Source organism: Enterobacter sp. BIDMC109 (genome assembly GCF_001037885.1).
Classification (GTDB): domain Bacteria; phylum Pseudomonadota; class Gammaproteobacteria; order Enterobacterales; family Enterobacteriaceae; genus Enterobacter; species Enterobacter hormaechei_C.
Map to the genome: position 1 here is coordinate 3,761,764 of NZ_KQ090002.1, position 26,792 is coordinate 3,788,555.

Sequence of the window (26,792 nt, forward strand, 5' to 3'; positions counted from 1 at the left end):
GCTCTAAATTTCCTGCAAGGACTGGATATGCTGATTCTGATTTCACCTGCCAAAACGCTCGACTACCAGAGCCCGCTCGCCACTGAGCGTTATACCCAGCCGGAATTGCTGGACTACTCGCAACAGCTGATCCACGAGGCGCGTAAGCTTTCGGCTCCGCAAATCGCTTCGCTGATGAGCATCAGCGATAAACTCGCCGACCTGAATGCCACCCGTTTTCATGAGTGGCAGCCTGACTTCACGCCCGCCAACGCCCGCCAGGCGCTGTTGGCCTTCAAAGGTGACGTCTACACTGGCCTGCAAGCAGAAACGTTTAGCGAAGCCGATTTCGATTTTGCCCAGCTGCATCTGCGCATGTTATCCGGCGTGTACGGGGTGCTGCGACCGCTGGATCTGATGCAACCGTATCGTCTGGAGATGGGTATCCGCCTGGAAAACGCTAAAGGTAAAGATCTGTACCAGTTCTGGGGCGATGTCATTACCGACAAGCTTAACGCGGCGCTGCAAGCCCAGGGGGACAACGTGGTGATCAACCTGGCCTCCGATGAGTACTTCAAATCGGTGAAGCCGAAGAAGCTGGATGCGGACATTATCAAGCCGGTATTCCTCGACGAGAAAAACGGCAAATTTAAAGTGATCAGCTTCTACGCCAAAAAAGCGCGCGGTCTGATGAGCCGCTTCATCATTCAAAACCGTCTGACGAAGCCAGAGCAGCTCACCGGCTTTAACAGTGAAGGGTATTTCTTCGACGAGGCATCGTCAGGAAAAAACGAGCTGGTGTTTAAGCGTCACGAGCAATAAAAAGACAACCCCGCCAGCTGGCGGGGTTTGTGTTAATGGTGCTTCCGGTCCGGGCCCGGGCGACGATCGTCATGACGGTGGTGATCGTCACGATCGCGATGTTCATCGTGCGGACGCCAGTGGTTATCGCGCCAGTCATAGTGCGCTTTCCACCAGTCATGGTCGCGCCAGCGGCCGCCATCCCAGTAGTGCCCGTTATTATCCCGATCGCCAATTTGCAGTTTTACCGCTGGCACCAGGGTGATCTCAGCTGCCTGCACCGCCATGGGAGCGACCAGCATCAGTGAAAGCGCGATAAGTGCAGGTTTCAGTGTAGACATAGGTGACTCCTTATTCTTCTTGCCCAACGTGGGCCGATGTAAGGAGAGTACGTGATGGGAACGGGGGATGTTATTCTCTGCAATCCTAAACGCTAAGTGACCGCATTTATTGGGAATTTCTGCTTTTTTCCTGCTGTTTTTCTCCTTAATTTCTTCACAAAAAAGCCGGGTGGCGCTGCGCTTACCCGGCCTACGATGAGTTCGCCGTTGTAGGCCCGGTAAGGCGAAGCCGCCACCGGGCAGCACAATCACGCTCGGGCCATCATCAGCTTACGCAGCGCGGCAAAGTCTGCGGGCAGCTCATGAGACAGCAGCGGCAGGTCGGCGCGCTCGGCCAGCTCTTTTGGCAGCGGCAGCGTTTCCCCCAGGATCGCTTCCACGCTCTCTTTGAACTTGGCCGGATGGGCGGTGCCGAGGAACAGGCCATACTCACCTGGTTGAAGCTGATCGCGCAGGGCACGATAGGCAATCGCCGCGTGCGGCTCAGAGGTATAGCCCACCGCTTTCAGCTCGCGCATGGTGGCTTTAGTGGTTTCGTCCGTCACCGCTGCGTAACCCAGATCGCCCAGACGCCAGACCTTACGGCGGAACAGCTCTTCCACACGCGGCCAGTTGTTAGGCTGTGACACATCCATCGCATTGGAGAGCGTGGCCTGAGTCGCGTTCGGCGCCCATTTTCCGTCCTTCAGGAAACGCGGCACGGTGTCGTTGGCGTTGGTGGCGGCGATAAAGCGCTTCACCGGCAGGCCGAGTGATTTCGCCAGCAGGCCTGCCGTCAGGTCGCCGAAGTTCCCACTTGGCACGGAAACCACCAGTTGATTGCGCGCCTCCTGCGGCAGCTGCGCCACCGCTTCGAAGTAGTAGCAGATCTGCGCCAGCAGACGGCTGATGTTGATGGAGTTGGCAGAGTTCAGCCCCAGCGCCGCCTTCAGCTCTTCGTCATCGAAGGCCTGCTTCACCAGCGCCTGACAGGCATCGAAATCGCCGTCGATCGCCACGGTTTCAATGTTGCCCCCAAGGGTGCAGAACAGTTTTTCCTGAAGCGGGCTGATTTTGCCTTTCGGATAGAGGATCACCACGCGGACGTTTTTCAGGCCGTAGAACGCATGGGCCACCGCCGCTCCGGTATCGCCTGAAGTCGCGGTAAGAATGGTCACCGGTTTGTCGCCGCTAATGTGGGTCAGCATCTGCGCCATAAAGCGACCGCCGAAATCTTTGAACGCCAGCGTCGGGCCGTGGAACAGCTCCAGACAACCAACGTCAGGCTCCACCTGCTTCACCGGCGCCGGGAAAGCAAACGCCGCACGCACGCGCTCTTCGAGCAGCTCCTGCGGGATTTCGTCGCCGATAAAGGCAGACAGAATTTTGGTGCTGCGGGTGACAAAGTCCTGCTTCAGCAGCTCATCGATTTCGGTCAGCTGAAATTCCGGCAGGTCGTGGGGGAAGAACAGCCCCTGATTTTTGCCAAGCCCCTGCGTTACCGCCTGCGCGAAGCTGACCTGCTCGTTATGATCTTTAAGGTTGTAGAGTTTCATTCGTTATCCCAGTACTCGTGCGCCAGCCGTGTCCAGACGGCAAATATGAACAAAGCCTTCCTGATTTTGCAGGTAGTGTTTAGAGAGCCAGTCCGCCACGCGCTGCGCGGTGTCTGGCTTGTCGCATAAGGCGAACAGCGTCGGGCCGGAGCCGGAGATGCCGCACGCCTGTGCGCCGATATCCATGGATGCCTGTCGCGCTTCGTTAAAGCCCGGCAGCAGCTTCGTGCGATACGGCTCGGCAATGACGTCTTTCATCAGTTTCGCCGCCAGCTGCGGCTGACGGGTGTAGCAGGCGTGAATAAAGCCCGCCAGATGACGCCCGTGGGCGATACAGTCCTGACGACGATACTGCGCCGGCAGGATCGCACGCGCTTCGGCGGTAGACACTTTAATGCCCGGATAGGCCAGCACCCACAGCCACTCATCAAACCCTGGCACCTGCTGGCTGATGATGCCATTTTCTTCAATCATCAGCTGCATGCCGCCAAGGAAGCACGGCGCCACGTTATCATAATGAATGCTGCCGGAGATGCGCCCTTCCAGCTCGCCCATCAGCGCCAGCAGACGGCTGTTGTTCAGCGGCTTGCCGCAATGCTCATTCATCGCCACCAGCGCGGCGACCACCGAGCAGGCGCTCGAGCCCAGCCCCGAACCAATCGGCATGCTCTTTTCCAGCGTCATGGCGACCGGCACGTTTTTGCCGATCTCCTGACAGAAGCGTTCCCAGCACTGATAAACGATATTCTCGCGCGGTTCAGACGGCAGCTTACTGGCGAAGCGGCCTATGTTATTCAGGCTGAAGCGCTCTGCCGCCTCAACCGTAACCGTATCGCCCAGCAGCGAACCGTCCACCGGCGTGACCGCCGCGCCCAGCACGTCAAATCCGACGCTCATATTGGCGCTGGAAGCCGGGGCATATACTTTAACCATCTTAAACTCCTAACTTCCATGACAGGGTACGCAGCAGATCGGCAAACACGCCTGCCGCCGTCACATCATTCCCTGCGCCATAGCCGCGAAGCACCAGCGGCAGTGGCTGATAATAATGGCTGTAGAACGCCAGGGCGTTCTCGCCGTTTTTCACCTTGTACAGCGGATCGTTGCCATCCACTTCGGCAATCTTCACCCGGCAGACGCCGTCTTCTTCAATGTTGCCAACATAGCGCAATACCTTACCTTCATCACGGGCTTTCGCAACGCGTGCGGCAAAGGCGTCGTCAAGCTGCGGCAACCTGGCCATAAAGGCGCTGACGTCACCGCTGTCATCAAATTCTGCTGGCAGCACCGGCTCAATCACGATATCCGAAAGCTCCAGCTCGCGGCCAGTTTCGCGGGCCAGGATCAGCAGCTTACGCGCCACGTCCATGCCGGAGAGGTCGTCGCGCGGATCCGGCTCGGTGTAGCCCAGCTCGCGCGCGGCGCGGGTGGCTTCCGACAAGCTCATCCCTTCGTCCAGCTTGCCGAAGATAAACGACAGGGAGCCGGAGAGGATGCCGGAGAAACGCTGTAGTTCGTCGCCCGCGTTCAGCAGGTTTTGCAGGTTCTCGATGACCGGCAGGCCCGCGCCCACGTTGGTGTCATACAGAAACTTACGGCGCGACTTACTCGCCGCCAGCCGCAGCTGATGATAGTAATCCATCGACGAGGTGTTGGCCTTTTTGTTTGGCGTCACCACGTGGAACCCTTCGCGCAGGAAGTCGGCGTACTGATCGGCCACCGCCTGGCTGGAGGTACAGTCAACAATCACCGGGTTAAGCAGGTGATATTCTTTCACCAGGCGGATCAGGCGGCCTAGGTTAAATGGCTCTTTCGCCTCTTCCAGCTCCGCCTGCCAGTTTTCCAGATTCAGACCGTGGACGTTAGTCAGCAACGCTTTCGAGTTCGCAATGCCGCAAACGCGCAAATCGATATGTTTCTTCTTAAGCCACTCCTGCTGGCGCTTCACCTGCTCCAGCAGCGCGCCACCGACACCACCGACGCCCACCAGGAACAGCTCAATCACCTGGTCGGTGTTGAACAGCATCTGATGCACCACGCGCACGCCGGTAGTGGCGTCATCGTTATCCACGACAACGGAAATGGAACGCTCTGATGAGCCCTGGGCAATCGCCACGATATTGATATTAGCCCGCGCCAGCGCGGCAAAGAATTTGGCGGAGATACCGCGCAGGGTGCGCATGCCGTCGCCGACCACAGAGATAATCGCCAGACGCTCCTGAATCGAGAGCGGCTCCAGCAGCTCTTCTTTCAGCTCCAGATAGAACTCTTCTTCCAGCGCGCGACGGGCACGCAGGCAATCACCCTGCGGAACGCAGAAGCTGATGCTGTATTCGGAAGAAGACTGCGTGATCAGCACCACGGAGATCCCGTTGCGGGACATAGCGGCAAAGACGCGTGCCGCCATGCCGACCATGCCCTTCATCCCCGGGCCGGAGACGCTGAACATCGCCATGTTATTGAGGTTAGAAATGCCTTTCACCGGCAGGTCATCTTCATCCGCGCTGGCGCCAATCAGCGTGCCCGGCGCCTGAGGGTTACCGGTATTCTTAATCAGGCAAGGGATTTGGAACTGGGCAATCGGGGAGATGGTACGCGGGTGAAGAACTTTAGCGCCGAAGTAGGAAAGCTCCATCGCTTCCTGGTACGACATCGACTTCAGCAGCCTGGCGTCCGGTACCTGGCGCGGATCGCAGGTATAAACGCCGTCGACGTCAGTCCAGATCTCACAACAGTCTGCGCGTAAACAGGCCGCCAGCACGGCGGCGGAGTAGTCAGAGCCGTTACGCCCCAGCACCACCAGTTCGCCCTTCTCGTTACCGGCGGTAAAACCTGCCATCAGGATCATATGGTCAGACGGGATTTTGCTCGCCGCAATACGGCGTGTCGACTCGGCAATGTCGACGGTGGATTCAAGGTAGTGGCCCACAGCCAGCAGTTTTTCAACCGGATCGATGACCGTCACGTGGTGACCGCGCGCTTCCAGCACGCCTGCCATGATGGCGATAGAGAGTTTTTCACCCCGGCAAATCAGCGCCGCGTTGATGCTGTCCGGACACTGACCAAGCAGGCTGATACCGTGAAGAACGTGTTTAATCTGGGCAAATTCAAGTTCAACGGTGCTTTTCAGCTGCGCCAGCGGGAAACCAGGCTGGGCGTCGGCCAGCCCCTGAAGCAGATCGGCAAAGATACGCTCGGCGTCGCTGATGTTCGGTAGTGCATCCTGACCACCGATGGTTTTTTCAATCATCGCCACCAGGTGGTTCGTGATTTTGGCCGGGGCAGAGAGCACGGTGGCAACCTGCCCCTGCCTGGCGTTGCTTTCCAGGATATCGGCAACACGCAGAAAACGTTCTGCATTTGCCACTGACGTACCGCCGAACTTCAACACTCGCATGGTTCTACCTCATTTCCTTTAGCCGAAAAAAAAGCCCGCACTGTTCAGGTGCGGGCTTTTTTCTGTTTTTCCTGTACGCGTCAGCCCGCATCGTTACCTGTGGTAATGATGATGGTTGTAGTAATGGTGGTGATGCTGATGCGTTTCATGGATGTTGTGTACTCTGTCATTATTATCTGTCTGTGCTCTATTCTTTTAGGGTTAAAGGATCGAGCCCCTTAAGTCAATGAATTTTTAATTCGATCACAATTCGGGACATTCTCACGTCCCGCTGCGGGCAGATTTATTTTCATCGGAATAACCCAGATGCAACCCCAGACATCAGCAGGATCGGCCATAATAAAAAACTATGACACTATTTTACTCGGCTAATTTTTTTTCAATATCATGAAGCAATCGGTGCAGCATTGCCGTATCGCGCTGCTCAAGACGCCCCAGGCGCTGCTGTAACCAGTCCACCATTTTCTGATCGTCAGCGACGCCCAACTGCTCAAGAAGGTTATTTGCACGAACACGCAGTGCCGCCAGCTGGTTTTCATCCGAAACTGTCACCGGTGGCTGAGAAATTTGTATTAAGGATGCTAATTGATAGCAATAGACCATCACCGCCTGCCCCAGATTGAGTGACGGATAATCCGCCACCATCGGCGCGCCCGTCAGCACGTCAGCCAGCTCCAGCTCTTCGTTAGTCAGCCCGGAATCTTCTCGCCCAAACACCAGCGCGGCTTTCTCCAGCCACTGGCTTTTCTCTTCCAGCATCGGCACCAGTTCAGCAGGCGTGGCGTAATAGTGAAACTTCGCCCGGCTGCGCGCGGTCGTCGCGACGGTAAACGAAATATCGTGGAGTGCGTCGGCGAGCGTAGCGTAAGTGGTTATATTATCGAGAATATCACCCGAACCGTGCGCCACCCAGCGTGCAGCAGGCTCCAGATGCGCCGTGCTGTCCACAATACGCAAATCGGTAAAACCCATAGTCTTCATGGCACGCGCCGCAGCGCCAATATTTTCAGCTCTTGCTGGTGCCACCAGCACAATCGACAGATGCATTTACGCTCTCTTTTTAATCAGTTAGCAGGTAAAAATGTGATTCAGTTCAACATATTACGCAGCACGAATTTACAATTTTGCAACACAAATCACCGAAATAGCGTTTCATAACAATTAAAAAAAGCTAAACTATTTTGTGGCTGAACAATCAGTTAGAATGTTAACAGAAGTCCATTATCCTTATGTTTTGTAATGATAATGACCATATGAATACTCTTTTCTGATTGGATTCGTACCGTTTATCAATCAATGTCCGCAACTAGTTGGTTTATTGAAAAATTGTGACAAAGGCTAGCATTCAGCTACGATGATTTCATCAAACTGTTAACGTGCTACAATTGAACTTGATATATGTCAACGAAGCGTAGTTTTATTGGGTGTCCGGTGTCACTTAGCCTGTTATGTTGCTGTTAAAATGGTTAGGATGACAGCCGTTTTTGACACTGTCGGGTCCAAAGGGAAAGTACCCACGACCAAGCTAATGATGTTGTTGACGTTGATGGAAAGTGCATCAAGAACGCAATTACGTACTTTAGTCACGTTAAGCCGATCATGTTAATTTGCGACATGCATCAGGCAGGTCAGGGACTTTTGTACTTCCTGTTTCGATTTAGTTGGCAATTTAGGTAGCAAACATGCAGACCCCGCACATTCTTATCGTTGAAGACGAGTTGGTAACACGCAACACGTTAAAGAGCATTTTCGAAGCAGAAGGCTACGATGTCTTTGAAGCGACCGATGGCGCAGAGATGCATCAGATCCTTTCTGAAAATGATATCAACCTGGTGATTATGGATATCAACCTGCCGGGCAAAAACGGGCTTCTTCTGGCGCGCGAACTGCGTGAACAGGCGAACGTCGCGTTGATGTTCCTGACGGGCCGTGACAACGAGGTTGATAAAATTCTTGGTCTGGAAATCGGCGCGGATGACTACATCACCAAGCCGTTCAACCCTCGCGAGTTAACCATTCGTGCACGCAACCTGCTGTCCCGCACCATGAATCTGGGTACGGTAAGTGAAGAGCGTCGTAGCGTCGACAGCTACAAATTCAACGGCTGGGAACTTGATATCAATAGCCGTTCGCTGATTAGCCCGAACGGTGAGCAGTACAAACTGCCGCGCAGTGAATTCCGCGCGATGCTGCACTTCTGCGAAAACCCGGGCAAGATTCAGTCCCGTTCAGAACTGCTGAAGAAAATGACCGGTCGTGAGTTGAAGCCACACGATCGTACCGTTGACGTAACCATCCGTCGTATTCGTAAACATTTCGAATCTACGCCGGATACGCCGGAAATCATCGCCACGATCCATGGTGAAGGCTATCGTTTCTGCGGTGACCTCCAGGAGTAATTCTCCCGTCACGCAGTAAAAAACGGCGCATTTGCGCCGTTTTTTTTATCAATGCCACGGCATAATCGGTACCGCGCTTATCGCGTTTTTCGGTGAGCCGTCCACGACTTTGTCGGAATAAGCCAGATAAGCCAGGGTGTTACGCTTCGCGTCATAAAAACGGACCACCTGTAGCTTTTTGAACACCAGCGAGGTCCGTTTCTGGAATACGACGTCGCCCTGCGCTTTGCCGTTTTTGATTTTGTCACTCAATTCCACCGGGCCAACCTGCTGGCAGGAGATGGCCGCGTCAGACGTGTCTTCAGCCAGCCCCAGGCCGCCTTTAATCCCGCCGGTCTTTGCCCGGCTGACATAGCAGGTGACGTTTTTAACGTCCGGATCGTCAAAGGCTTCCACCACAATTTTGTGGTCCGGCCCAAACATTTTAAACACAGTATCCACGGAGCCAATTTGCTCCGCCTGTGCCACGCGCCCTGCCATCAGCGCCAGTGCTGCAAAGACTAAAACCTTGTATTTCATATTGTTACCATTCATAAAAATTACGCTGAGCGATTATTCAACAGGTTAGATAAAAATGTAGCAAGATCACAGGATTAGAATATATCCGCACATAAATCACTACAAAAAGCATTTATGCGCAAAAAAAACACTGAATGCTAAAACGTCAAAAAATGCTATTATCCGCTAACCTGTAAACAGGCACCTGCGGCAGTTTTAAGGATGAGGATAGTATATGGATCAGGCTGGAATTATTCGCGACCTGCTCACCTGGCTGGAAGGTCATCTCGACCAGCCTTTGTCACTGGATAATGTGGCGGCAAAAGCAGGCTATTCCAAGTGGCATCTGCAAAGGATGTTCAAGGATGTCACCGGTCATGCTATCGGTGCCTATATTCGCGCACGTCGTTTATCAAAGTCTGCTGTCGCGTTGCGCCTGACCGCGCGACCAATCCTGGATATTGCCCTGCAATATCGCTTCGATTCACAGCAAACCTTCACCCGTGCCTTTAAAAAACAGTTCTCGTTAACGCCAGCACTTTATCGCCGCTCGCCGGACTGGAGCTCCTTTGGTATGCGTCCGCCGCTGCGTCTGGGCGAGTTTGCGATGCCAAAATATGAAATCATCACCCTGCCGGAAACGCACCTGGTCGGCACCACGCAGAGCTACTCCTGTTCCCTGGAGCAGATCTCCGAGTTCCGCCATCAGATGCGCGTTCAGTTCTGGCGCGAATTTTTAAGCCATGCTCCGGCGCTCCCGCCGATTCTGTATGGCCTGAACGAAACGCATCCCAGCCAGGAAAAAGACGACGAGCAGGAGGTGTTCTATACCACGGCGCTGACGCCTGACATGGCGAACGGTTACATTCATGGCTCGAAGCCTGTCGTGCTGGAAGGCGGCGAGTATGTGATGTTCTCATACGAAGGTTTAGGAACGGGCGTTCAGGAGTTCATCCTGACCGTTTACGGGACCTGCATGCCGATGCTGAATCTGAATCGCCGTAAAGGTCAGGACATTGAGCGCTACTATCCGGCGCAAGATGCTAAACCGGAAGAAGGCCCTATCAATCTGCGTATGGAATTCCTGATTCCGGTACGTCGTTAACGCTGCAATTCGTCCAGAGCAGGGGCATCAAGATGCGAAATGTCCCCTGCCATCTCAACTACCCACCCCGATGCCAGCCAGGCACTTTCCTGATAGTCGATACGGGAAATGGAACAGTTGCGCAGCCGCAAACGGCGTTCTGCGTAAGCCGGCAGTCCCAGAATGGTGCTCACCAGGCAACCCAGCGCGATACCGTGGCTTACCAGCAGCGGTCGGCTACCTGCCGGGAGTTTCAGGCACTCGGCCAGCGCGGCATGCATGCGCACGCTCAGCTCCTGCATGGATTCCCCTTCAGGGATGCGACCATCTTCAGTGCCGTTCACCAGCGTGCGGCGCCAGCCTTCTTCGGTTTCCGTCAGCGTATCGATAGGACGTTTTTCCAGCACGCCCATATCCAGCTCGCGCAGGCGCGGTTCGAGGATCACGTCGCAGCCACAGGCATCGGCGATGATGCGTGCCGTCTGCTGCGTGCGGCCTAAATCACTGGAGATGACGTGAGTGATACCCAGCGTTCTGGCGCGCTCCGCCACCTGCCACGCTTGCTGCACACCTTTGTCGGTGAGAGGACTGTCTGACTGGCCTTGAATACGTCGCTCGGCGTTCCACTGCGTTTCACCGTGGCGAACAAGGTATACCTGTAACATGCTTTTTTTCCGTTATACTGCGATGAATTTTTTAAATCGAGCTTAATTATGCACCATGTTGTCTCTGCTACCACCAATCCTGCCAAAATTCAGGCAATTCTAAGGGCATTTGAAGAGATCTTCGGCGAAGGATCCTGCCATATTGATGCCGTCGGCGTCGAGAGCGGTGTGCCGGAACAGCCGTTTGGCAGCGAGGAAACACGCGCTGGCGCACGAAATCGCGTGGCGAATGCAAAAGCCGCCGCGCCAGACGCTGACTTCTGGGTCGCGATTGAAGCAGGTATCGACGAAGGGGCGACCTTCAGCTGGGTTGTCATTGAAAGCCGTGAGCAGCGCGGCGAAGCGCGTTCTGCCACGCTGCCGCTGCCGGAGGTCATACTGGAGAAAGTCCGTGCGGGTGAGGCGCTGGGGCCGGTAATGTCGCACTACACCGGCATTGATGAGATTGGTCGTAAAGAGGGGGCGATTGGCGTCTTTACGGGTGGCAAGCTTACGCGTTCAGGCGTTTACCACCAGGCCGTTATCCTGGCGTTAAGTCCGTTCCATAACGCGATTTATCGTTAAGTTTGTAGGCCGGATAAGGCGAAGCCGTCATCCGGCGTTTTTCAGCAATACCGCTTCCAGCCACTGGCGCAGTTCAACCGGCGCCGACTTCAGGCTGTTTGAACCCCGGGTGATGGTCGCGATACCCGCGCCCAGCTCGTTTTTCAGCTCGCGCTGGCTCATTTCGCCGCGCAGCAGTTCCTCAATAATGCGTACCCGCGTGCCCAGCGCTTCACGTTCATCGGGCGTCAGCATCAGCTGTAGCAACGGTAAATGCAGATCTTTGTCATAAGACTGGCGGAGCAACTCCACAAAACGAAGCCACTCCTGATGACGCTGTTCGGCCATGGCCGAGGAATACGGGGAATGCTGGGTCATGTTATGCTGCCTCTTGTACTCATTAGCGAGTACAGCATAACACAACCCGCGCCGATCAGTAACGTCTCTGCCACTCGGCATCGCTCATCAGGGTATCTTTCTGCCCCATGAAGTAGCGATAGTAGGCGTCATACGCCAGCACGTTCTTCACATAGCCGCGCGTTTCCGAGAACGGAATGCTCTCGACAAACGCCACGGCGTCGATGCGCCCTGCGCTGTTGCCAAGCCATGTCCGCACGCGGCCAGGCCCGGCGTTGTACGCCGCTGACGCGAAGATACGGTTATTACCGAACTGCTGATAGACGTACTGCAAGTAGCTGGTACCGATGTTGATGTTGGTCTCCGGATCCAGCAGCTGGGACGGGCTACTGTAGCCTGGAATATTAAACATCTTCACCGTGTGCGTCGCGGTGCCCGGCATAATCTGCATCAGACCGCTGGCACCCACCGGAGAACGCACTTTCGGGTTCCAGGCGCTCTCCTGACGGGCGATCGCCATCGCGTAGCTTTGCGGAATATCTTTGCCGCTGGTGTAGCGATCGAACAGATCCTTATAAGCCAGCGGGAAACGCTCTTCGAGATGATCCCACAGTTTGCCGGCGATCGTCGCCTGCACGCTCAGATCCCACCAGCGATTATCAAATGCATAGCGGGCAAGCTGCGCTTTCTCATCGGTGGTACGGCTGGTGACCAGATTCGCCCATTCGCTGCGCGCGGTATTATCCAGATTCCAGTACATCAGCTCGCGCACGCGCGCCATTTCCGGCCCCTGCGTCAGCGCCGGGTTCGCGTTGGCTGGCGCTTTGTCGATCTTCAGGGTGTACTCCTCGCCCAGACGCTGCGCCGCCGCCATCGGGTAGAATCCACGCTGCTGCATCAGGGAGTGGAGGATCTCTTTGGCTTCATCTTCACGACCACGTTCCAGCAGCATGTCCGCCTGCCAGTAACGCCATTCATCTTTCTCTTTGGCATCCATCGGCAGACGCGCCAGCCAGGTATTGAGGCCACGACGATCGCCCGTTCCCAGCGCCATGCGCACGCGACGCTCCACCAGCGAGACAGAGTTCGAACGCATCACCGCATCGTCACGCCAGCGCGCCTGTTCGTCGGTGACATCTGTCCCCATCAGTCGCCATGCAACGATATCGCGCAGCTCCTGAGTTTGATCGTCATTAAGCTGCTGGGCCTGCACCAGCTGCGGGATCATCAGCCGGGCGTTTTCCACATCATCACGCGCCACGCTGGCAAAGGCCACCGCCGCCATCTGGCGGGTAAAATCGGTCGCGCCGGTGGTACGCGCAAACGTCAGCACGGTATTGGGATCGTTTGCCAGACTGATAACGGCAGACGCAATGGTCTGATAATCTGCGGGCATCTGGCCCGCCAGCACGGTGACCAGCCGGGTGTTTCCGGCCTTCATCGCCAGGCGAATACGTTCCAGGTAAGAGAGCGGATCCTGCTTGCCCGAGGCGCGCCAGGCGCTGAACAGCGGGTCACAGGCGTTTGGCTGGCTTTTGCCCGTCAGCCACAGCTCTTTCGCGCCGGTCCAGGCTTCCTCCTGCTGACCGGTCGCCCATTTCGCATAATAGTAATTACACTGCGCTTCCGTCGCGCCCGGTTTATCCGGGCTGAAGGCCAGCAGGCCGCGCCAGTCTTCGCGACGGGCCAGCTCGTTCACAAACCGGGACTTCAGGGTGCGCGCAGGCGGCAGGGTCGGGTTCGCCTGAATGAAGTTATTCACGGTGACGGTCGGTTGATTCATGAGATCGTCCGTGATCTGACGATACTCAAGATACGGATACAGCGGATAATCCTTCAGCGTCGGCATCAGCGCCTGCACGGTATCCATCTGCTTGTTGTCCCATGCCTGTTTAATCTGGGCATAGCGGTTACGTTGTTCATCCAGTGAATCGGCATGCACCGCCTGGCTTACCGCCATTACGCATACGCTGGCAGCCAGCAGACGCCAGACCACCCGTTTGGCTTTTTCCACAAGCTCTTCCTCATTGTTTTTCGTCAGTTGCAGCGTCTTGCCACGTCAAAGTTACATCAACTTATGCTAACCAGGCATCCCACAACGCGCCACGTCATGGACACTTTTTTACCTTTCTTGCGCGTTTTAACACTCCCGACGTTCCTGGCTGGGATTAGGGCGTGAAAAAGGCTACACTTCGAGGCTGAAATTCATTCTCATCACGATAAAAGAGGCGAAGTCCAACGTGGCTCAATTCGTTTATACCATGCATCGTGTCGGCAAAGTTGTCCCGCCGAAACGTCATATTCTTAAAAATATCTCGCTGAGCTTCTTCCCGGGCGCAAAAATCGGTGTTCTGGGTCTCAACGGTGCCGGTAAGTCCACCCTGCTGCGCATCATGGCCGGCATCGATACAGACATCGAAGGTGAAGCCCGTCCGCAGCCTGGCATTAAGATCGGCTACCTGCCGCAGGAACCTCAGCTGAACCCGGAACACACCGTGCGTGAATCCGTTGAAGAAGCGGTATCCGAGGTGGTTAACGCCCTGAAAGGTCTGGATGAAGTGTATGCCAAATACGCCGAGCCGGATGCGGACTTCGACAAACTGGCCGCTCAGCAGGGCAAATATGAAGAGATTATCCAGGCGCACGACGGTCACAACCTGAACATGCAGCTGGAGCGCGCGGCCGATGCCCTGCGTCTGCCAGACTGGGATGCGAAAATCGCTAACCTGTCCGGTGGTGAACGCCGTCGCGTGGCGCTGTGCCGCCTGCTGCTGGAAAAACCAGACATGCTGCTGCTCGACGAACCTACCAACCACCTGGATGCGGAATCCGTGGCGTGGCTGGAGCGCTTCCTGCACGACTTCGAAGGCACCGTGGTGGCGATTACCCACGACCGTTACTTCCTCGACAACGTTGCGGGCTGGATCCTAGAGCTGGACCGCGGCGAAGGTATTCCGTGGGAAGGCAATTACTCCTCCTGGCTGGAGCAGAAAGATCAGCGTCTGGCGCAGGAAGCATCTCAGGAAGCGGCGCGTCGTAAGTCTATCGAGAAAGAGCTGGAGTGGGTGCGTCAGGGCGCGAAAGGCCGTCAGTCCAAGGGCAAAGCCCGTCTGGCACGCTTCGAAGAGCTGAACAACACTGAATACCAGAAACGTAACGAAACCAACGAACTGTTTATTCCACCTGGCGCACGTCTGGGGGATAAAGTGGTTGAAGTGACCAACCTGCGTAAGTCCTACGGCGACCGTCTGCTGATCGACGACCTGACCTTCTCCGTGCCGAAAGGCGCTATCGTTGGCATCATCGGTCCGAACGGCGCAGGTAAATCGACCCTGTTCCGCATGATGTCCGGTCAGGAACAGCCTGACAGCGGCTCTATCACCCTGGGTGAAACCGTGAAGCTGGCTTCCGTGGACCAGTTCCGCGACGCAATGGACAACAGCAAAACCGTGTGGGAAGAGGTTTCCGGCGGTCTGGATATCATGCGTATCGGCAACACCGAGATGCCAAGCCGCGCTTACGTTGGCCGCTTTAACTTTAAGGGCACTGACCAGGGCAAACGCGTGGGCGAGCTGTCCGGCGGTGAGCGCGGTCGTCTGCACCTGGCGAAGCTGCTCCAGGTTGGCGGCAACGTTCTGCTGCTTGATGAACCTACCAACGACCTGGACATCGAAACCCTGCGCGCGCTGGAAAACGCCCTGCTGGAGTTCCCGGGCTGCGCGATGGTTATCTCGCACGACCGCTGGTTCCTGGACCGCATCGCAACCCACATCCTGGACTACCAGGACGAAGGTAAGGTGGAGTTCTTCGAAGGTAACTTCACCGAATACGAAGAGTACAAGAAACGCACGCTGGGCGCAGACGCGCTGGAGCCGAAGCGTATTAAGTACAAGCGTATTGCGAAATAAAAGCAAAACGGCAACTTCGGTTGCCGTTTTTTATGTTTGTAACCTCTCCCCGTGGGAGAGGGCCAGGGTGAGGGCATCAGGCCGCACAGTGTGTAGGCCGGGTAAGGCGAAGCCGCCACCCGGCTTTTTTTATTTGCCCACGTAATACCGCTTCACCTCATCAAACTGCATCGCAAAGTCGATATAGCTCATCAGCGCAGGCGAATTGAGCTTACGGCTCGGGTAGGCCAACCAGAGATCGTTTCCCTCAACGCTCCACGCCGGCAGCACCTTCACCAGCGCGCCCTTTTCGATCTTATCTTCCAGCAGGAATGCGGGTAACAGCGTGATCCCCGCCCCGGCAATGGCGCATTCCCGGGCGTACACCAGGTTATCCGTCATGTGGGCGTTATCCGGCAGGTAGCGGTAATCCTCACTCTCGCTTCGCAGAAGCCACTCCGACCATGCCCGGTGCGTAATGCAGCGGTGCTCCACCAGCTGTCGGGGATGGATTAACGGCGCCCGACGCGCCAGGTAGTCGGGCGAGGCCAGCATGTAGCGAGGACAGTGCCCAATCATGCGGCCAATCAGGGAAGAATCCTGCGGTTTGCCGGTGCGCAGCGCCACGTCAAAGCCAGACTCGACCAGATCCACCACGTCGTCTGAGATCGACACATCCAGCGACACGTCCGGATAGCGAAGCTGGAACTCGGCATTCATATGCGCCAGCAGCGTCGCGCCAATTCCCGCCGGACAGGTGATCCGCAGCCGCCCGCTGGGGTTTTCGCGCAGCCGCTGAATGGCATACTCCGCGCGCTCGCTGGCCGCCAGCATTTCACGACAGTGCACCAGATAGTGTTCGCCCGCAAACGTCAGGCTTATTCTGCGCGTGGTGCGATTCAACAGACGGATCCCCACCTGTTGCTCCAGCTGGCTAATCCGCTGGCTGACGCTGGATTTCGGCAGTTCCGCCTTCTGCGCCGCCGCGGTAAAGCTGCCCATCTCGGCCACCAGCGCAAACAGCGCCATATCCTGAAGCTGTTTAAACATGATTGTTCACCCTGTACGAACGCTGAGTTCTGGATTGTCCATCTTATCATGCAGCTGACCACTTAATAGACTAGCCTCAACAAAACGCATGCCATTGAGGAGCACACCATGTCAGTGAAAGCCATTGCCGTTAACCCGGAAAATCCGTCCACCTTCGTTGAAATCACTCCGCCGATGCCGCAGCCCGGTGAACACGATCTGCTGGTGGAGGTAAAAGCCGTCTCCGTAAACCCGGTGGACACCAAGGTACATGCAGGCATTGCCAAAAGCGGACTGAAGGAGCCGCGCATTCTCGGGTGGGATGCCAGCGGGATCGTAAAAGCCGTTGGGGCTGGCGTCACCGGATTCAAACCGGGTGACGAAGTGTGGTACGCGGGGGATATCACCCGCCCGGGCAGCAATACTACGCATCAGCTGATCGATGCGCGCATTGTCGGGCACAAGCCTGCAAGCCTTGACTGGGCCGCCGCGGCTGCACTGCCGCTGACGGCGCTCACCGCGTGGGAAGGCCTGTTTGAACGGCTGAAGATTCAGGATGCCGACGCAGATAAAACGCTGCTGATAATTGGCGGCGCGGGTGGAGTCGGATCGCTGGCGATCCCGTTTGCGAAGCACAACAGCAAGGTGAAGATCGTCGCAACCGCTTCACGAGAAGATTCCGCCCGGTGGTGTCGCGATCGCGGGGCTGACATTGTCGTAAATTACCGCGACCTGAAGGGTGAACTGGCGAAACAGGGGCTCACCTTTGTGGATTACATTTTTATCCTCAACGATACCGACGGGCACTGGGATGCGGTCAGCGATCTGATTGCCCCTCAGGGACACATTTGTTCCATCGTTGAAAACGCGCATCCGCTGAACCAGGACAAGCTGAAGTCCAAATCTGCCGCCCTGCACTGGGAGTTTATGTACACCCGCAGCATGTACCAGACTGCGGATATGGCGCGTCAGGGTGAGATTTTAGATGAGGTGGCGAAGCTGGTGGATAACGGCGTGGTGGAAAGCTCGCTCAGCGAAACGCTGCACGGGCTAAGCGTTGAAAGCATTACCGAAGCGCACCGCAGGGTGCTGGAGGGGCATATGCGTGGGAAGGTGGTGGTTGAGTATTGAGTGGACTGATTCCCTCAGCCCGGCCCTCTCCCAAAGGGAGAGGGCGATTAAAGTCCCCTCTCCTGGTGGGAGAGGGGAAGTTATTAACCCTGCTCCCCCATCATCTCCTTCACCAGCTCGACGCAGCGCAGGAAGCGGGAGTCGTAGTCCGACTCTTCCACATGTACAAACTCAACGTTGTTCTCGTTAAGCATCTCTACCAGCATGGTCTGGAACTCCCGCCTGTCCACCGAGCTGCCCAGGCTGCGCATGCCGTCGGCCACCCACGGGGTGTTGTTTTCCAGCAGGATCACCAGGTCAAAGCGGTATTCGTCAATCAGCGCCTGCACAAACGGGTGCTCGCGCCCTTCGTACTTTTTGCAGAACGCCTGCGTGGTGACGAAATCGGTATCAATAAAGGCGACTTTATTGGCGTATTTCACCGCAAAATCAATGTACTGGGCATGACCGAGCGCGATTTTATCGTAGTCGGAATACTGCAACGCCATCTCGTCGCCGCCAAGGTGTGAGAAGACGTAATCGCGGCCATACTCCCACGCACTGGTGGTATTGAAGATGTTAGCCAGCTTATTTACCAGCGTCGATTTCCCGCTCGACTCGCCGCCGAGGATCGCCACCGTACGCACGAAGAACGGCTTCACCTCGGTCGGGATGTAGTCCCAGTAACGGAACGGGTTCTCGCGGATCTGCGCCCCGCTGATGTTCATGAAGGTGCGTTTAGGATCGATCAGCACCGTCTCAATGCCCAGATGCTCACGGAACTGCGGCGCGTCGGACTCTTCAGAGGTGTAGATCCAGTTAGGCGCAATGCCCTTCTCTTCCATAAACGCTTTGATGCCGTTGCTCCACACGTCCCAGCCGTGCGGATACGGCTCCATGCCCTCTTCGTTAAAGGCATGAATACGAATATTTTTCTGATATTTAAAGGTCTGAAGCAGCCAGCGCAGGCGGTCCGGCACGGTGGGCTGCTGCGACATGGCGCTGTCTTCAAACAGCTGGCGATCGCGGGTTTCATCATAACCCATGATGATATGCAGTTCGTCGACCTGGCTACAGGCGCGCTGGATCAGATAGATATGCCCGGTATGCAGCGGGTAGAACTTACCGAACACCACGCCAATGTTCTTTTGCATCCGCGGAAATTCAAGCCCCAGAAAACGGTGCAGCGCTTCCAGCTTCTGCGCGCTGGGGCTTTTGATTTTGGCGTTCAGCAGTTGGCTCAGGTAGCCCTTGGTCATGCCGCTGGCGTCCGCCACCTGCTGCAACGTGCAGCCCTTCTGGCGGATAGCGGTCTTGATGTAGTCAAATGATGACATAAATTACGGTGCCTCCTGCAAAATCGAATACGTAATTATAAGTCGTCAAAGACATTTAACGCATCTGCAAGTTTTTTAACGCCAAAAACCTGCATCCCTTCCGGAATTTTTTTCGGCACGTTGGCGGCCGGAACAATCGCGCGGCGGAAGCCATGTTTTGCCGCTTCGGAGATACGCTCCTGACCGCTCGGCACCGGGCGGATCTCGCCGGCCAACCCTACCTCACCAAATACCACCAGATCCTGCGGCAACGGTCTGTCGCGCAGGCTGGAGACCATTGCCAGCAGCAGCGCCAGGTCCGCGCTGGTTTCCGTAACCTTCACCCCACCAACCACGTTGACGAACACATCCTGATCCGCCATTTGCAGACCGCCGTGACGGTGCAGCACCGCCAGCAGGATCGCCAGGCGGTTCTGTTCCAGACCGACCGCCACGCGCCGCGGGTTGCCCATCATCGATTGATCCACCAGCGCCTGAATTTCAACCAGCAGCGGACGCGTCCCCTCCCACAGCACCATCACCGAACTACCGGACGTGATCTCGTCGCCACGGCTCAGGAAGATGGCCGACGGGTTGCTGACTTCGCGAAGCCCCTGCTCGGTCATGGCAAATACGCCCAGCTCATTCACCGCGCCAAAGCGGTTTTTATGGCTGCGCAGGGTACGAAAACGGGAATCCGCATCGCCATCGAGCATCACCGAGCAGTCGATACAGTGTTCAAGCACTTTCGGTCCCGCCAGCGAGCCGTCTTTGGTCACATGACCAACCATCACAATCGCCACGCCGCGCGTTTTGGCAAAGCGCGTCAGGTAGGCCGCGGTTTCACGCACCTGCGCCACGCTCCCCGGTGACGACTGGATATCCGCCATGTGCATCACCTGAATGGAGTCGATCACCATCAGCTTCGGCTGCTCTTCTTCGGCGATCATGCAGATCTGCTCGATGCTGGTTTCCGACAGCATATTCAGATTGCCGGTCGGCAGGCCGAGGCGGTGCGCGCGCATCGCCACCTGCTGAAGTGATTCTTCCCCCGTGACGTACAGGGTTTTCATCTGTTCGGCTAGCTTGCAGAGCGTTTGCAGCAGCAGGGTCGATTTACCCGCGCCCGGGTTACCGCCGATCAGAATGGCGCTGCCCGGCACTACGCCACCGCCGAGCACGCGGTCAAATTCTTTGAATCCGGTGGAAAAGCGCGGCAGCGCTTCCAGGCTGATATCCGAAAGTTTTTGTACCTTCGACACGCCTGCATTGCCCGCATAGCCGCTCAGCCGTTCATTGCGGGCCACGCTCGGCGAAGCCGCCACACCACGCACTTCGGTGATGGTGTTCCAGGCATGACAGGCGCTGCATTGCCCCTGCCAGCGCGGATAATCCGCACCACATTCATTACAGACAAATGCGCGTTTTGGAGCTTTCGCCACGGTTTACCTCGTTATTTCTGTGCGGTCTGCGCGCCGGGTGGCGCTGACGCTTACCCGGCCTACAAAAGCAGGCCGCTATTTTTGATTAATGCTGCCGGAGAGAATGCAGAACACCCCCATCAGATCAGCATGACGGATAGTGACTTCCGTCTTTTCATTCACTTTCGGCTTGGCATGGTAGGCAATACCCAGCCCGGCAACTTTGATCATCGGCAGATCGTTCGCGCCATCGCCGATGGCGACGGTCTGCTCGACCGGAATGGCATATTTCTCCGCCAGACGCGTCAGCGTATTGGCTTTGTACTGCGCATCCACGATGTCGCCGATGACCTGTCCGGTGAGTTTGCCGTCCATGATCTCCAGCTCGTTTGCCACCACGGTGGTCAGACGCAGCTTGTCACGCAGGTAGTCGGCAAAGAAGGTGAACCCGCCGGAGGCAATCGCCACTTTCCAGCCGAGCGTCTCCAGCTTGAGCACCAGCTGCGTCAGCCCAGGCATCAGGGGCAGTTCATCGCGCACCTGACGCAAAATGTTAGCATCGGCCCCCTTCAGGGTCGCCACGCGCTGTCTCAGGCTGGCGGTGAAATCCAGCTCGCCGCGCATCGCGCGCTCGGTGACTTCCGCCACCAGCTCGCCGCTGCCCGCCAGTTTAGCAATCTCGTCAATACATTCGATCTGAATGGCGGTGGAGTCCATGTCCATTACCAGCAGGCCGGGCGTTTTCAGGTGCGGAATTTTGCCGAGGGGGGCAACGTCCAGCCCGGCGTCGTGCGCCAGACGCGTGGCGCGCTGCGTCAGGGAACCCGCCAGGCGAATGACCTGATAATCTTCCACGCACCAGGCCGCAACGATGACCATCGCTGCGCCCAGTTTGGTTTGATACTGGGTGAGGCGTTGCTTATCCAGGCCGCGTCCGTACAGCAGCCAGCCGCTACGGCCAGCGTGGTAATCGAGAGGCATCACCTCATCGCCACTTAAAGAGAGCGGCAATCCTGGCCATAAAGAGACATCCGTTGGCAGGTCGCACCAGGTAATGTTCGGCATTGAAGCTCCTGTAATTTCGTTCGCGCCGGAAGGTTCCAGAGGGAAAATAACGCATGAGGCTACCCTGTAACCATCACTTCTGGCAACATTAAGCCGTAAATTTTAAGCAGGTGGAATATGGCTCGCGCAAAACTGAAATTCCGGCTTCATCGCGCCGTGATTGTCCTGATCTGTCTCGCACTATTAGTGGCGCTGATGCAGGGGGCATCCTGGTTTAGCCAGAATCACCAACGACAGCGTAACCCGCAGTTTGAGGAGCTGGCCCGGACGCTGGCGCGCCAGGTGACGCTCAACGTTGCGCCGTCTATGCGCACCGAAACGCCGGATGACAAGCGGATAGCCCAGGTATTGCGCCAGCTTACGGAAAACAGCCGCATTCTGGATGCGGGTGTGTACGATGAACAGGGCGACCTGATTGCCCGCGCGGGTGAGCATGTCGACGTGCGCGACAGGCTGGCGCTGGATGGCAAAAAAGCCGGTGGTTATTTCAACCAACAAATCGTCGAACCCATTCAGGGCAAGAATGGTCCGCTCGGCTATTTACGTCTGACACTCGACACCCACACCCTGCCAACCGAAGCCAAACAGGTGGATAACACCACCAATATTTTGCGCCTGATGCTGCTGCTCTCGCTGGCGATTGGCGTGGTACTGGCGCGCACGCTGCTCCAGGGCAAACGCACCCGCTGGCAGCAGTCGCCGTTCCTGTTAACCGCCAGCAAGTCGGTTCCCGAAGAGGAAGAGAGCGAGAAGAAAGAATAGTGATAAAGTAGGCGGATGATTCGGAAAAGGAACTCTGCCATGTCGACGTTACGCCTGCTAATCTCTGACTCTTACGATCCCTGGTTTAACCTGGCGGTGGAAGAGTGCATCTTCCGCCAGATGCCTGCCACCCAGCGCGTCCTGTTTCTCTGGCGCAACGCCGATACGGTCGTTATTGGTCGCGCGCAAAATCCGTGGAAAGAGTGTAACACCCGCCGTATGGAAGAGGACAACGTCCGCCTGGCGCGCCGCAGCAGCGGCGGCGGTGCGGTGTTTCACGATCTGGGCAACACCTGCTTTACCTTTATGGCGGGCAAGCCGGAATACGACAAAACCATCTCGACCTCCATTGTGCTTAACGCGCTCAATTCACTCGGCGTGACGGCTGAAGCCTCGGGACGTAACGATCTGGTCGTGAAAACGCCTGAAGGCGACCGGAAAGTGTCAGGCTCAGCCTACCGCGAAACGATGGATCGCGGATTCCACCACGGCACATTATTGCTGAATGCCGATCTGAGCCGTCTGGCAAACTATCTGAACCCGGACAAGAAAAAGCTCCAGGCCAAAGGCATTACCTCCGTGCGCGGTCGCGTGGCGAATCTGGTGGAGCTCCTGCCGGGGATTACCCATGAACGCATTTGCGATGCGATCCGCGAGGCCTTTTTCAGGCATTACGGTGAACGCGTAGAAGCCGAGGTGATTTCTCCGGATAAAACCCCGGATCTGCCAAACTTCGCGGAAACCTTCGCCCGCCAGAGCAGCTGGGAGTGGAATTTCGGTCAGGCACCGGCGTTTTCACACCTGCTGGATGAGCGATTTACCTGGGGCGGCGTTGAGCTGCACTTTGACGTCGAGAAAGGCCATATCTCTCGTACCCAGGTATTTACGGATAGTCTTAATCCGGCACCGTTAGAAGCGCTGGCTGCACGTTTGCAGGGCTGTCTCTATCGGGCAGATATGCTGCAACAGGAGTGTGACGCGTTACGTGTTGATTTTCCGGAACAGGAACAAGAGTTGCGGGAGTTATCGGCGTGGATTGCGCAGGCAGTACGCTAATAAAAAAGCCCGCTGGCGCTCTGCTTAGCGGGCCTGGAAAACCGCAGGCCGGGTCGAGCGAAGCCGCCACCCGGCACAACAGGTATTACTCTTTATCGCCCAGCAGAACGGATTCCAGCGCGATTTTGATCATGTCGTTGAAGGTGGTCTGACGCTCGGCAGCGGTAGTCTGCTCGTGGGTACGGATGTGGTCAGACACGGTGCAGATGGTCAGCGCTTTCGCACCGAATTCAGCCGCCACGCCATAGATACCGGCCGCTTCCATTTCCACGCCCAGAATGCCGTATTTTTCCATCACGTCGAACATGTCGCCTTCTGGCGAGTAGAACAGATCGGCAGAGAACAGGTTGCCCACGCGCGCGTCAACGCCCAGCGCTTTTGCCGCGTCAACCGCGTTACGCACCATGTCAAAGTCAGCGATGGCCGCAAAGTCATGATCTTTAAAGCGGATGCGGTTGACTTTAGAGTCGGTGCACGCGCCCATGCCGATCACCACGTCACGCAGCTTAACGTCCATGCGCACTGCGCCGCAGGAGCCGACACGGATGATTTTCTTCACGCCGAAATCGGTGATCAGCTCTTTGGTGTAGATGGAGCAGGATGGGATACCCATGCCGTGACCCATCACGGAGATTTTGCGGCCTTTATAGGTGCCGGTGAAGCCCAGCATGCCGCGCACGTTGTTCACTTCACGCACGTCTTCGAGGAAGGTTTCTGCAATGTGCTTCGCGCGCAGCGGGTCGCCCGGCATCAATACGACGTCAGCGAAATCACCCATTTCTGCATTAATGTGAGGAGTTGCCATCTTCAGTTCCTTTTACATTGTTGTTTTTGCCGGGTGGCGGCTACGCCTTACCCGGCCTACATTCTGTTCTCCCTCTCCCGGTGGGAGAGGGCCGGGGTGATGGCATCAGGCCGCACCCAATCCGTTTAGAACATAGCCTTGCCATATTCCATGTCAGACGTACCAAAGTATTTCGCAATCGTCTGGCCGATGTCCGCGAAGGTCTCACGGTGACCCAGCGAGCCCGGTTTGACTTTCGGGCCGTACACCAGCACCGGAATGTGCTCACGGGTGTGGTCGGTACCGGTCCAGGTCGGGTCACAGCCATGGTCAGCGGTCAGGATCAGAATGTCATCTTCCCCCACCAGCTCCATCAGCTCTGGCAGACGGCGGTCAAACAGCTCCAGACCCGCAGCATAACCGGCGACGTCGCGACGGTGGCCCCAGGAGGAGTCGAAGTCCACGAAGTTGGTGAAGACAATGGTCTTATCGCCCGCTTCTTTCATCTCTTTGATGGTGGCGTCGAACAGCGCATCCAGACCGGTCGCTTTGACCTTTTTGGTAATGCCGCAGTTGGCGTAAATGTCCGCGATTTTACCCACGGAAACCACGTGGCCGTCTTTCTCGTCGACGAGTTTTTGCAGCACGGTCGGCGCCGGTGGCTCCACGGCCAGATCGTGACGGTTGCCGGTACGCTGGAAGTTACCCGCTTTGTCGCCGATAAACGGACGCGCGATAACGCGGCCAATGTTGTAGCCGCCTTCGGTCAGCTCTTCACGGGCGATCTCGCACAGCTCGTACAGTTTATCCAGGCCAAACGTCTCTTCATGGCAGGCGATCTGGAACACGGAGTCAGCAGAGGTATAGAAAATCGGCTTGCCGGTTTTCATATGCTCTTCGCCGAGCTGATCCAGAATCACGGTACCGGAAGAGTGGCAATTGCCGAGGTAGCCCGGCAGGTTGGCGCGCTTCACCAGCTTATCGAGCAGCTCCTGCGGGAAGCTGTTCTCGTGATCGGAGAAGTAGCCCCAGTCAAACAGCACCGGCACGCCGGCAATTTCCCAGTGACCGGACGGAGTATCTTTTCCGGAAGAGAGCTCGTGCGCCCACGCGTAGGCGCCCACCACTTCCGCGTTACCGTCCATACCGGCTGCGATCTTACCGGTAGAGCCTTCATGCGCTTTTACCAGCCCCAGACGGGTCAGGTTTGGCAGGTTCAGAGGGCCTTTACGACCATTGTCCGCTTCGCCTTTTGCACAGGCTTCCGCGATGTGACCCAGGGTATCGGAACCCACGTCACCAAATCGTTCTGCATCTTCGGTTGCGCCGATGCCGAATGAGTCCAGCACCATAATAAATGCACGTTTCATAATTGTTCTCCGTACTTAGTGCTTCATAAAAATGCGATCAGATCAGTATACCGCTATTCAGTGATACGACGATAGACCGTCGGTGTGGTTTCCGGTGCTTTATCGTCAAGAGATATTGCCGCCTTCACTGCTTTCGCCGCGTCCTGCCAGCTGGCTTCGTCTTTCGCGTGGATCACCGCCAGCGGACGTTGGCCGTCAACGCTGTCGCCCAGACGGGCCATATCGGTAAAGCCGACGCTGTAATCAATGGTGTCCGATGCCTGACGACGACCGCCGCCCATAGACACAACAGCCATGCCGAGCGCGCGGGTATCCATAGCCGAGACAAAGCCTTCGCTGTCCGCATAGACCGCTTTGCTGAGCATCGCGGTGGGCAGGTATTTCGCGTAGTTTTCCACGAAGTCGGTCGGGCCTTTCTGCGCCGCCACCATCCGACCAAAGATCTCCGCCGCTTTGCCGTTGTCCAGCACCGCCTGAAGCTTCGCGCGGGCTTCCGCGTCGTCTTTGGCCAGCTTGCCGGAGATTAACATCTCAACGCACAGCGCCATGGTGACATCGAACAGGCGCGGGTTACGGTATTCGCCTGTGAGGAACTGCACGGCCTCACGGACTTCAACCGCGTTACCGGCGCTGGAGGCCAGCACCTGGTTCATGTCCGTCAGCAGTGCAGTGGTGCGCACGCCCGCGCCGTTGGAGACGCCAACGATCGCTTCGGCCAGCGCCTCAGAGAGTTCATAGGTTGGCATAAACGCGCCGCTGCCCACTTTCACATCCATCACCAGCGCATCCAGACCTTCCGCCAGTTTTTTGGCAAGGATAGAGGCGGTGATCAGCGGGATGGAGTCTACGGTCGCGGTAATGTCACGCGTCGCGTAGAAACGCTTGTCAGCCGGAGCAAGAGAGCTGGTCTGGCCGATAATCGCCACGCCAACGTCTTTAATAATGTCGCGGAAGCGGTTGTCATCCGGGAAGATATCGAAGCCCGGAATGGCTTCCAGTTTGTCGAGCGTACCGCCGGTATGACCCAGGCCGCGCCCGGAAATCATCGGGATGTAACCGCCACAGGCTGCCACCATTGGGCCAAGCATCAGGGAGGTCACGTCGCCCACGCCGCCGGTGGAGTGTTTGTCCACAATCGGGCCGTTGAGGTTGAGGCTTTTCCAGTCCAGAACGGTTCCTGAATCTCGCATCGCCATGGTCAGCGACACGCGCTCAGGCATCGACATATCGTGGAAGAAAATGGTCATCGCCAGAGCCGCAATCTGCCCTTCAGAGATGGTGTTATCACGAATGCCGTTGATAAAAAAGCGGATTTCTTCGTCGCTTAATGGATGACCATCACGTTTTTTACGAATAATTTCTTGTGCGAGAAACACGGTAACCTCCATGCGGA

Annotated in this window: 26 protein-coding genes and 1 other annotated feature; of the genes, 8 read left to right on the plus strand and 18 right to left on the minus strand. The window is 56.6% G+C overall.

The genetic code is table 11. The annotated features are described in order from the left end of the window. Positions 1 to 27 precede the first annotated feature (27 nt). Positions 28 to 801 (plus strand): peroxide stress protein YaaA, encoded by a 774-nt coding sequence (gene yaaA / locus SK62_RS17700; RefSeq protein ID WP_047718389.1) that lies wholly within the window; start codon positions 28 to 30, stop codon positions 799 to 801. Positions 802 to 833: 32 nt separating this feature from the next. Here the strand turns inward: yaaA and SK62_RS17705 are convergent, their stop codons facing one another. From SK62_RS17705 to yjjY, 7 genes are all read right to left on the minus strand, one after another. Next, positions 834 to 1,121: a DUF2502 domain-containing protein gene (locus SK62_RS17705; protein WP_015572627.1), complete on the minus strand. Its 288-nt coding sequence runs from the start codon at positions 1,119 to 1,121 to the stop codon at positions 834 to 836. Between the two features lie 248 nt (positions 1,122 to 1,369). Beyond that, positions 1,370 to 2,656 carry a threonine synthase gene (thrC, locus tag SK62_RS17710; RefSeq protein ID WP_047718387.1) on the minus strand — a complete coding sequence of 429 codons (1,287 nt, stop codon included), beginning with the start codon at positions 2,654 to 2,656 and terminating at the stop codon, positions 1,370 to 1,372. Between the two features lie 3 nt (positions 2,657 to 2,659). Next, positions 2,660 to 3,589, minus strand: a complete 930-nt coding sequence (gene thrB / locus SK62_RS17715; protein ID WP_022650380.1) for a homoserine kinase — start codon at positions 3,587 to 3,589, stop codon at positions 2,660 to 2,662. Position 3,590: 1 nt separating this feature from the next. Then, a complete protein-coding gene (gene thrA / locus SK62_RS17720; RefSeq protein WP_023295899.1) occupies positions 3,591 to 6,053 on the minus strand; it encodes a bifunctional aspartate kinase/homoserine dehydrogenase I in 2,463 nt (820 codons plus the stop codon). Between the two features lie 24 nt (positions 6,054 to 6,077). Further along, positions 6,078 to 6,195 (minus strand) — a sequence feature (Thr leader region). Then, positions 6,134 to 6,202, minus strand: a complete 69-nt coding sequence (gene thrL, locus SK62_RS22495; RefSeq protein ID WP_015572623.1) for a thr operon leader peptide — start codon at positions 6,200 to 6,202, stop codon at positions 6,134 to 6,136. (Overlaps the previous feature by 62 nt.) A gap of 211 nt (positions 6,203 to 6,413) precedes the next feature. Continuing rightward, complete coding sequence (locus SK62_RS17725; protein ID WP_023295898.1) at positions 6,414 to 7,100, minus strand: tRNA/rRNA methyltransferase; 687 nt, start codon at positions 7,098 to 7,100, stop codon at positions 6,414 to 6,416. 399 nt (positions 7,101 to 7,499) lie between these two features. Next, positions 7,500 to 7,640 carry a YjjY family protein gene (gene yjjY, locus SK62_RS22985; protein WP_001541509.1) on the minus strand — a complete coding sequence of 47 codons (141 nt, stop codon included), beginning with the start codon at positions 7,638 to 7,640 and terminating at the stop codon, positions 7,500 to 7,502. 95 nt (positions 7,641 to 7,735) lie between these two features. Here yjjY and arcA point away from each other — a divergent pair, with 95 nt between their 5' ends. After that, positions 7,736 to 8,452 carry a two-component system response regulator ArcA gene (arcA, locus tag SK62_RS17730; protein WP_047718386.1) on the plus strand — a complete coding sequence of 239 codons (717 nt, stop codon included), beginning with the start codon at positions 7,736 to 7,738 and terminating at the stop codon, positions 8,450 to 8,452. A 48-nt stretch (positions 8,453 to 8,500) separates the two neighbouring features. On the opposite strand, the gene creA is transcribed toward arcA, so the two are convergent. Beyond that, positions 8,501 to 8,971, minus strand: a complete 471-nt coding sequence (gene creA, locus SK62_RS17735; protein WP_017383825.1) for a protein CreA — start codon at positions 8,969 to 8,971, stop codon at positions 8,501 to 8,503. Between the two features lie 214 nt (positions 8,972 to 9,185). Here creA and robA point away from each other — a divergent pair, with 214 nt between their 5' ends. Continuing rightward, positions 9,186 to 10,055 (plus strand): MDR efflux pump AcrAB transcriptional activator RobA, encoded by an 870-nt coding sequence (robA, locus tag SK62_RS17740; RefSeq protein ID WP_015572620.1) that lies wholly within the window; start codon positions 9,186 to 9,188, stop codon positions 10,053 to 10,055. Here robA and gpmB read toward each other — a convergent pair. Beyond that, positions 10,052 to 10,699 carry a 2,3-diphosphoglycerate-dependent phosphoglycerate mutase GpmB gene (gene gpmB, locus SK62_RS17745; RefSeq protein WP_047052512.1) on the minus strand — a complete coding sequence of 216 codons (648 nt, stop codon included), beginning with the start codon at positions 10,697 to 10,699 and terminating at the stop codon, positions 10,052 to 10,054. The genes robA and gpmB overlap by 4 nt on opposite strands. Before the next feature lie 48 nt (positions 10,700 to 10,747). Between gpmB and yjjX the strand changes: the two genes are divergently transcribed. Then, complete coding sequence (yjjX, locus tag SK62_RS17750; protein WP_015572619.1) at positions 10,748 to 11,263, plus strand: inosine/xanthosine triphosphatase; 516 nt, start codon at positions 10,748 to 10,750, stop codon at positions 11,261 to 11,263. A gap of 27 nt (positions 11,264 to 11,290) precedes the next feature. Here yjjX and trpR read toward each other — a convergent pair whose 3' ends face one another. Both trpR and sltY read right to left on the minus strand, forming a co-directional pair. After that, the gene (gene trpR, locus SK62_RS17755) at positions 11,291 to 11,620 is read right to left on the minus strand and encodes a trp operon repressor (protein WP_003856511.1); all 330 of its coding nucleotides are present in this window, start codon (positions 11,618 to 11,620) and stop codon (positions 11,291 to 11,293) included. Between the two features lie 55 nt (positions 11,621 to 11,675). Next, positions 11,676 to 13,613 (minus strand): murein transglycosylase, encoded by a 1,938-nt coding sequence (sltY, locus tag SK62_RS17760; protein ID WP_017694548.1) that lies wholly within the window; start codon positions 13,611 to 13,613, stop codon positions 11,676 to 11,678. 226 nt (positions 13,614 to 13,839) lie between these two features. Between sltY and ettA the strand changes: the two genes are divergently transcribed. Then, the gene (gene ettA / locus SK62_RS17765) at positions 13,840 to 15,507 is read left to right on the plus strand and encodes an energy-dependent translational throttle protein EttA (RefSeq protein WP_039271771.1); all 1,668 of its coding nucleotides are present in this window, start codon (positions 13,840 to 13,842) and stop codon (positions 15,505 to 15,507) included. Between the two features lie 129 nt (positions 15,508 to 15,636). Here the strand turns inward: ettA and SK62_RS17770 are convergent, their stop codons facing one another. Then, positions 15,637 to 16,536, minus strand: a complete 900-nt coding sequence (locus tag SK62_RS17770; protein WP_032647182.1) for a LysR family transcriptional regulator — start codon at positions 16,534 to 16,536, stop codon at positions 15,637 to 15,639. 108 nt (positions 16,537 to 16,644) lie between these two features. Here SK62_RS17770 and SK62_RS17775 point away from each other — a divergent pair, with 108 nt between their 5' ends. Continuing rightward, a complete protein-coding gene (locus SK62_RS17775) occupies positions 16,645 to 17,646 on the plus strand; it encodes a zinc-binding alcohol dehydrogenase family protein (protein ID WP_023295896.1) in 1,002 nt (333 codons plus the stop codon). An 83-nt stretch (positions 17,647 to 17,729) separates the two neighbouring features. On the opposite strand, the gene nadR is transcribed toward SK62_RS17775, so the two are convergent. From nadR to serB, 3 genes are all read right to left on the minus strand, one after another. Further along, positions 17,730 to 18,962 (minus strand): multifunctional transcriptional regulator/nicotinamide-nucleotide adenylyltransferase/ribosylnicotinamide kinase NadR, encoded by a 1,233-nt coding sequence (nadR, locus tag SK62_RS17780; RefSeq protein WP_015572616.1) that lies wholly within the window; start codon positions 18,960 to 18,962, stop codon positions 17,730 to 17,732. A 35-nt stretch (positions 18,963 to 18,997) separates the two neighbouring features. Next, positions 18,998 to 20,383, minus strand: a complete 1,386-nt coding sequence (gene radA / locus SK62_RS17785) for a DNA repair protein RadA (protein WP_017383829.1) — start codon at positions 20,381 to 20,383, stop codon at positions 18,998 to 19,000. A 75-nt stretch (positions 20,384 to 20,458) separates the two neighbouring features. Then, positions 20,459 to 21,427: a phosphoserine phosphatase gene (serB, locus tag SK62_RS17790; RefSeq protein ID WP_003856524.1), complete on the minus strand. Its 969-nt coding sequence runs from the start codon at positions 21,425 to 21,427 to the stop codon at positions 20,459 to 20,461. A gap of 117 nt (positions 21,428 to 21,544) precedes the next feature. On the opposite strand from serB, the gene SK62_RS17795 reads away from it, so the two are divergent. Together SK62_RS17795 and lplA are read left to right on the plus strand one after the other, a co-directional pair. Beyond that, entirely contained in the window at positions 21,545 to 22,189 is a 645-nt protein-coding gene (locus tag SK62_RS17795) for a YtjB family periplasmic protein (RefSeq protein WP_015572615.1), read from the plus strand. Between the two features lie 39 nt (positions 22,190 to 22,228). Beyond that, positions 22,229 to 23,245, plus strand: coding sequence for a lipoate--protein ligase LplA (gene lplA / locus SK62_RS17800; RefSeq protein WP_015572614.1), 1,017 nt, complete (start codon positions 22,229 to 22,231; stop codon positions 23,243 to 23,245). Positions 23,246 to 23,330: 85 nt separating this feature from the next. Here the strand turns inward: lplA and deoD are convergent, their stop codons facing one another. The 3 genes from deoD to deoA all read right to left on the minus strand — a co-directional run bounded on the left by deoD (position 23,331) and on the right by deoA (position 26,775). Beyond that, on the minus strand, positions 23,331 to 24,050 hold the full coding sequence (deoD, locus tag SK62_RS17805) for a purine-nucleoside phosphorylase (RefSeq protein WP_003856538.1): 720 nt from the start codon (positions 24,048 to 24,050) through the stop codon (positions 23,331 to 23,333). Between the two features lie 125 nt (positions 24,051 to 24,175). Next, positions 24,176 to 25,399, minus strand: a complete 1,224-nt coding sequence (gene deoB, locus SK62_RS17810) for a phosphopentomutase (RefSeq protein WP_003856540.1) — start codon at positions 25,397 to 25,399, stop codon at positions 24,176 to 24,178. Positions 25,400 to 25,452: 53 nt separating this feature from the next. Next, positions 25,453 to 26,775: a thymidine phosphorylase gene (gene deoA, locus SK62_RS17815; RefSeq protein WP_032652511.1), complete on the minus strand. Its 1,323-nt coding sequence runs from the start codon at positions 26,773 to 26,775 to the stop codon at positions 25,453 to 25,455. Positions 26,776 to 26,792 lie beyond the last annotated feature (17 nt).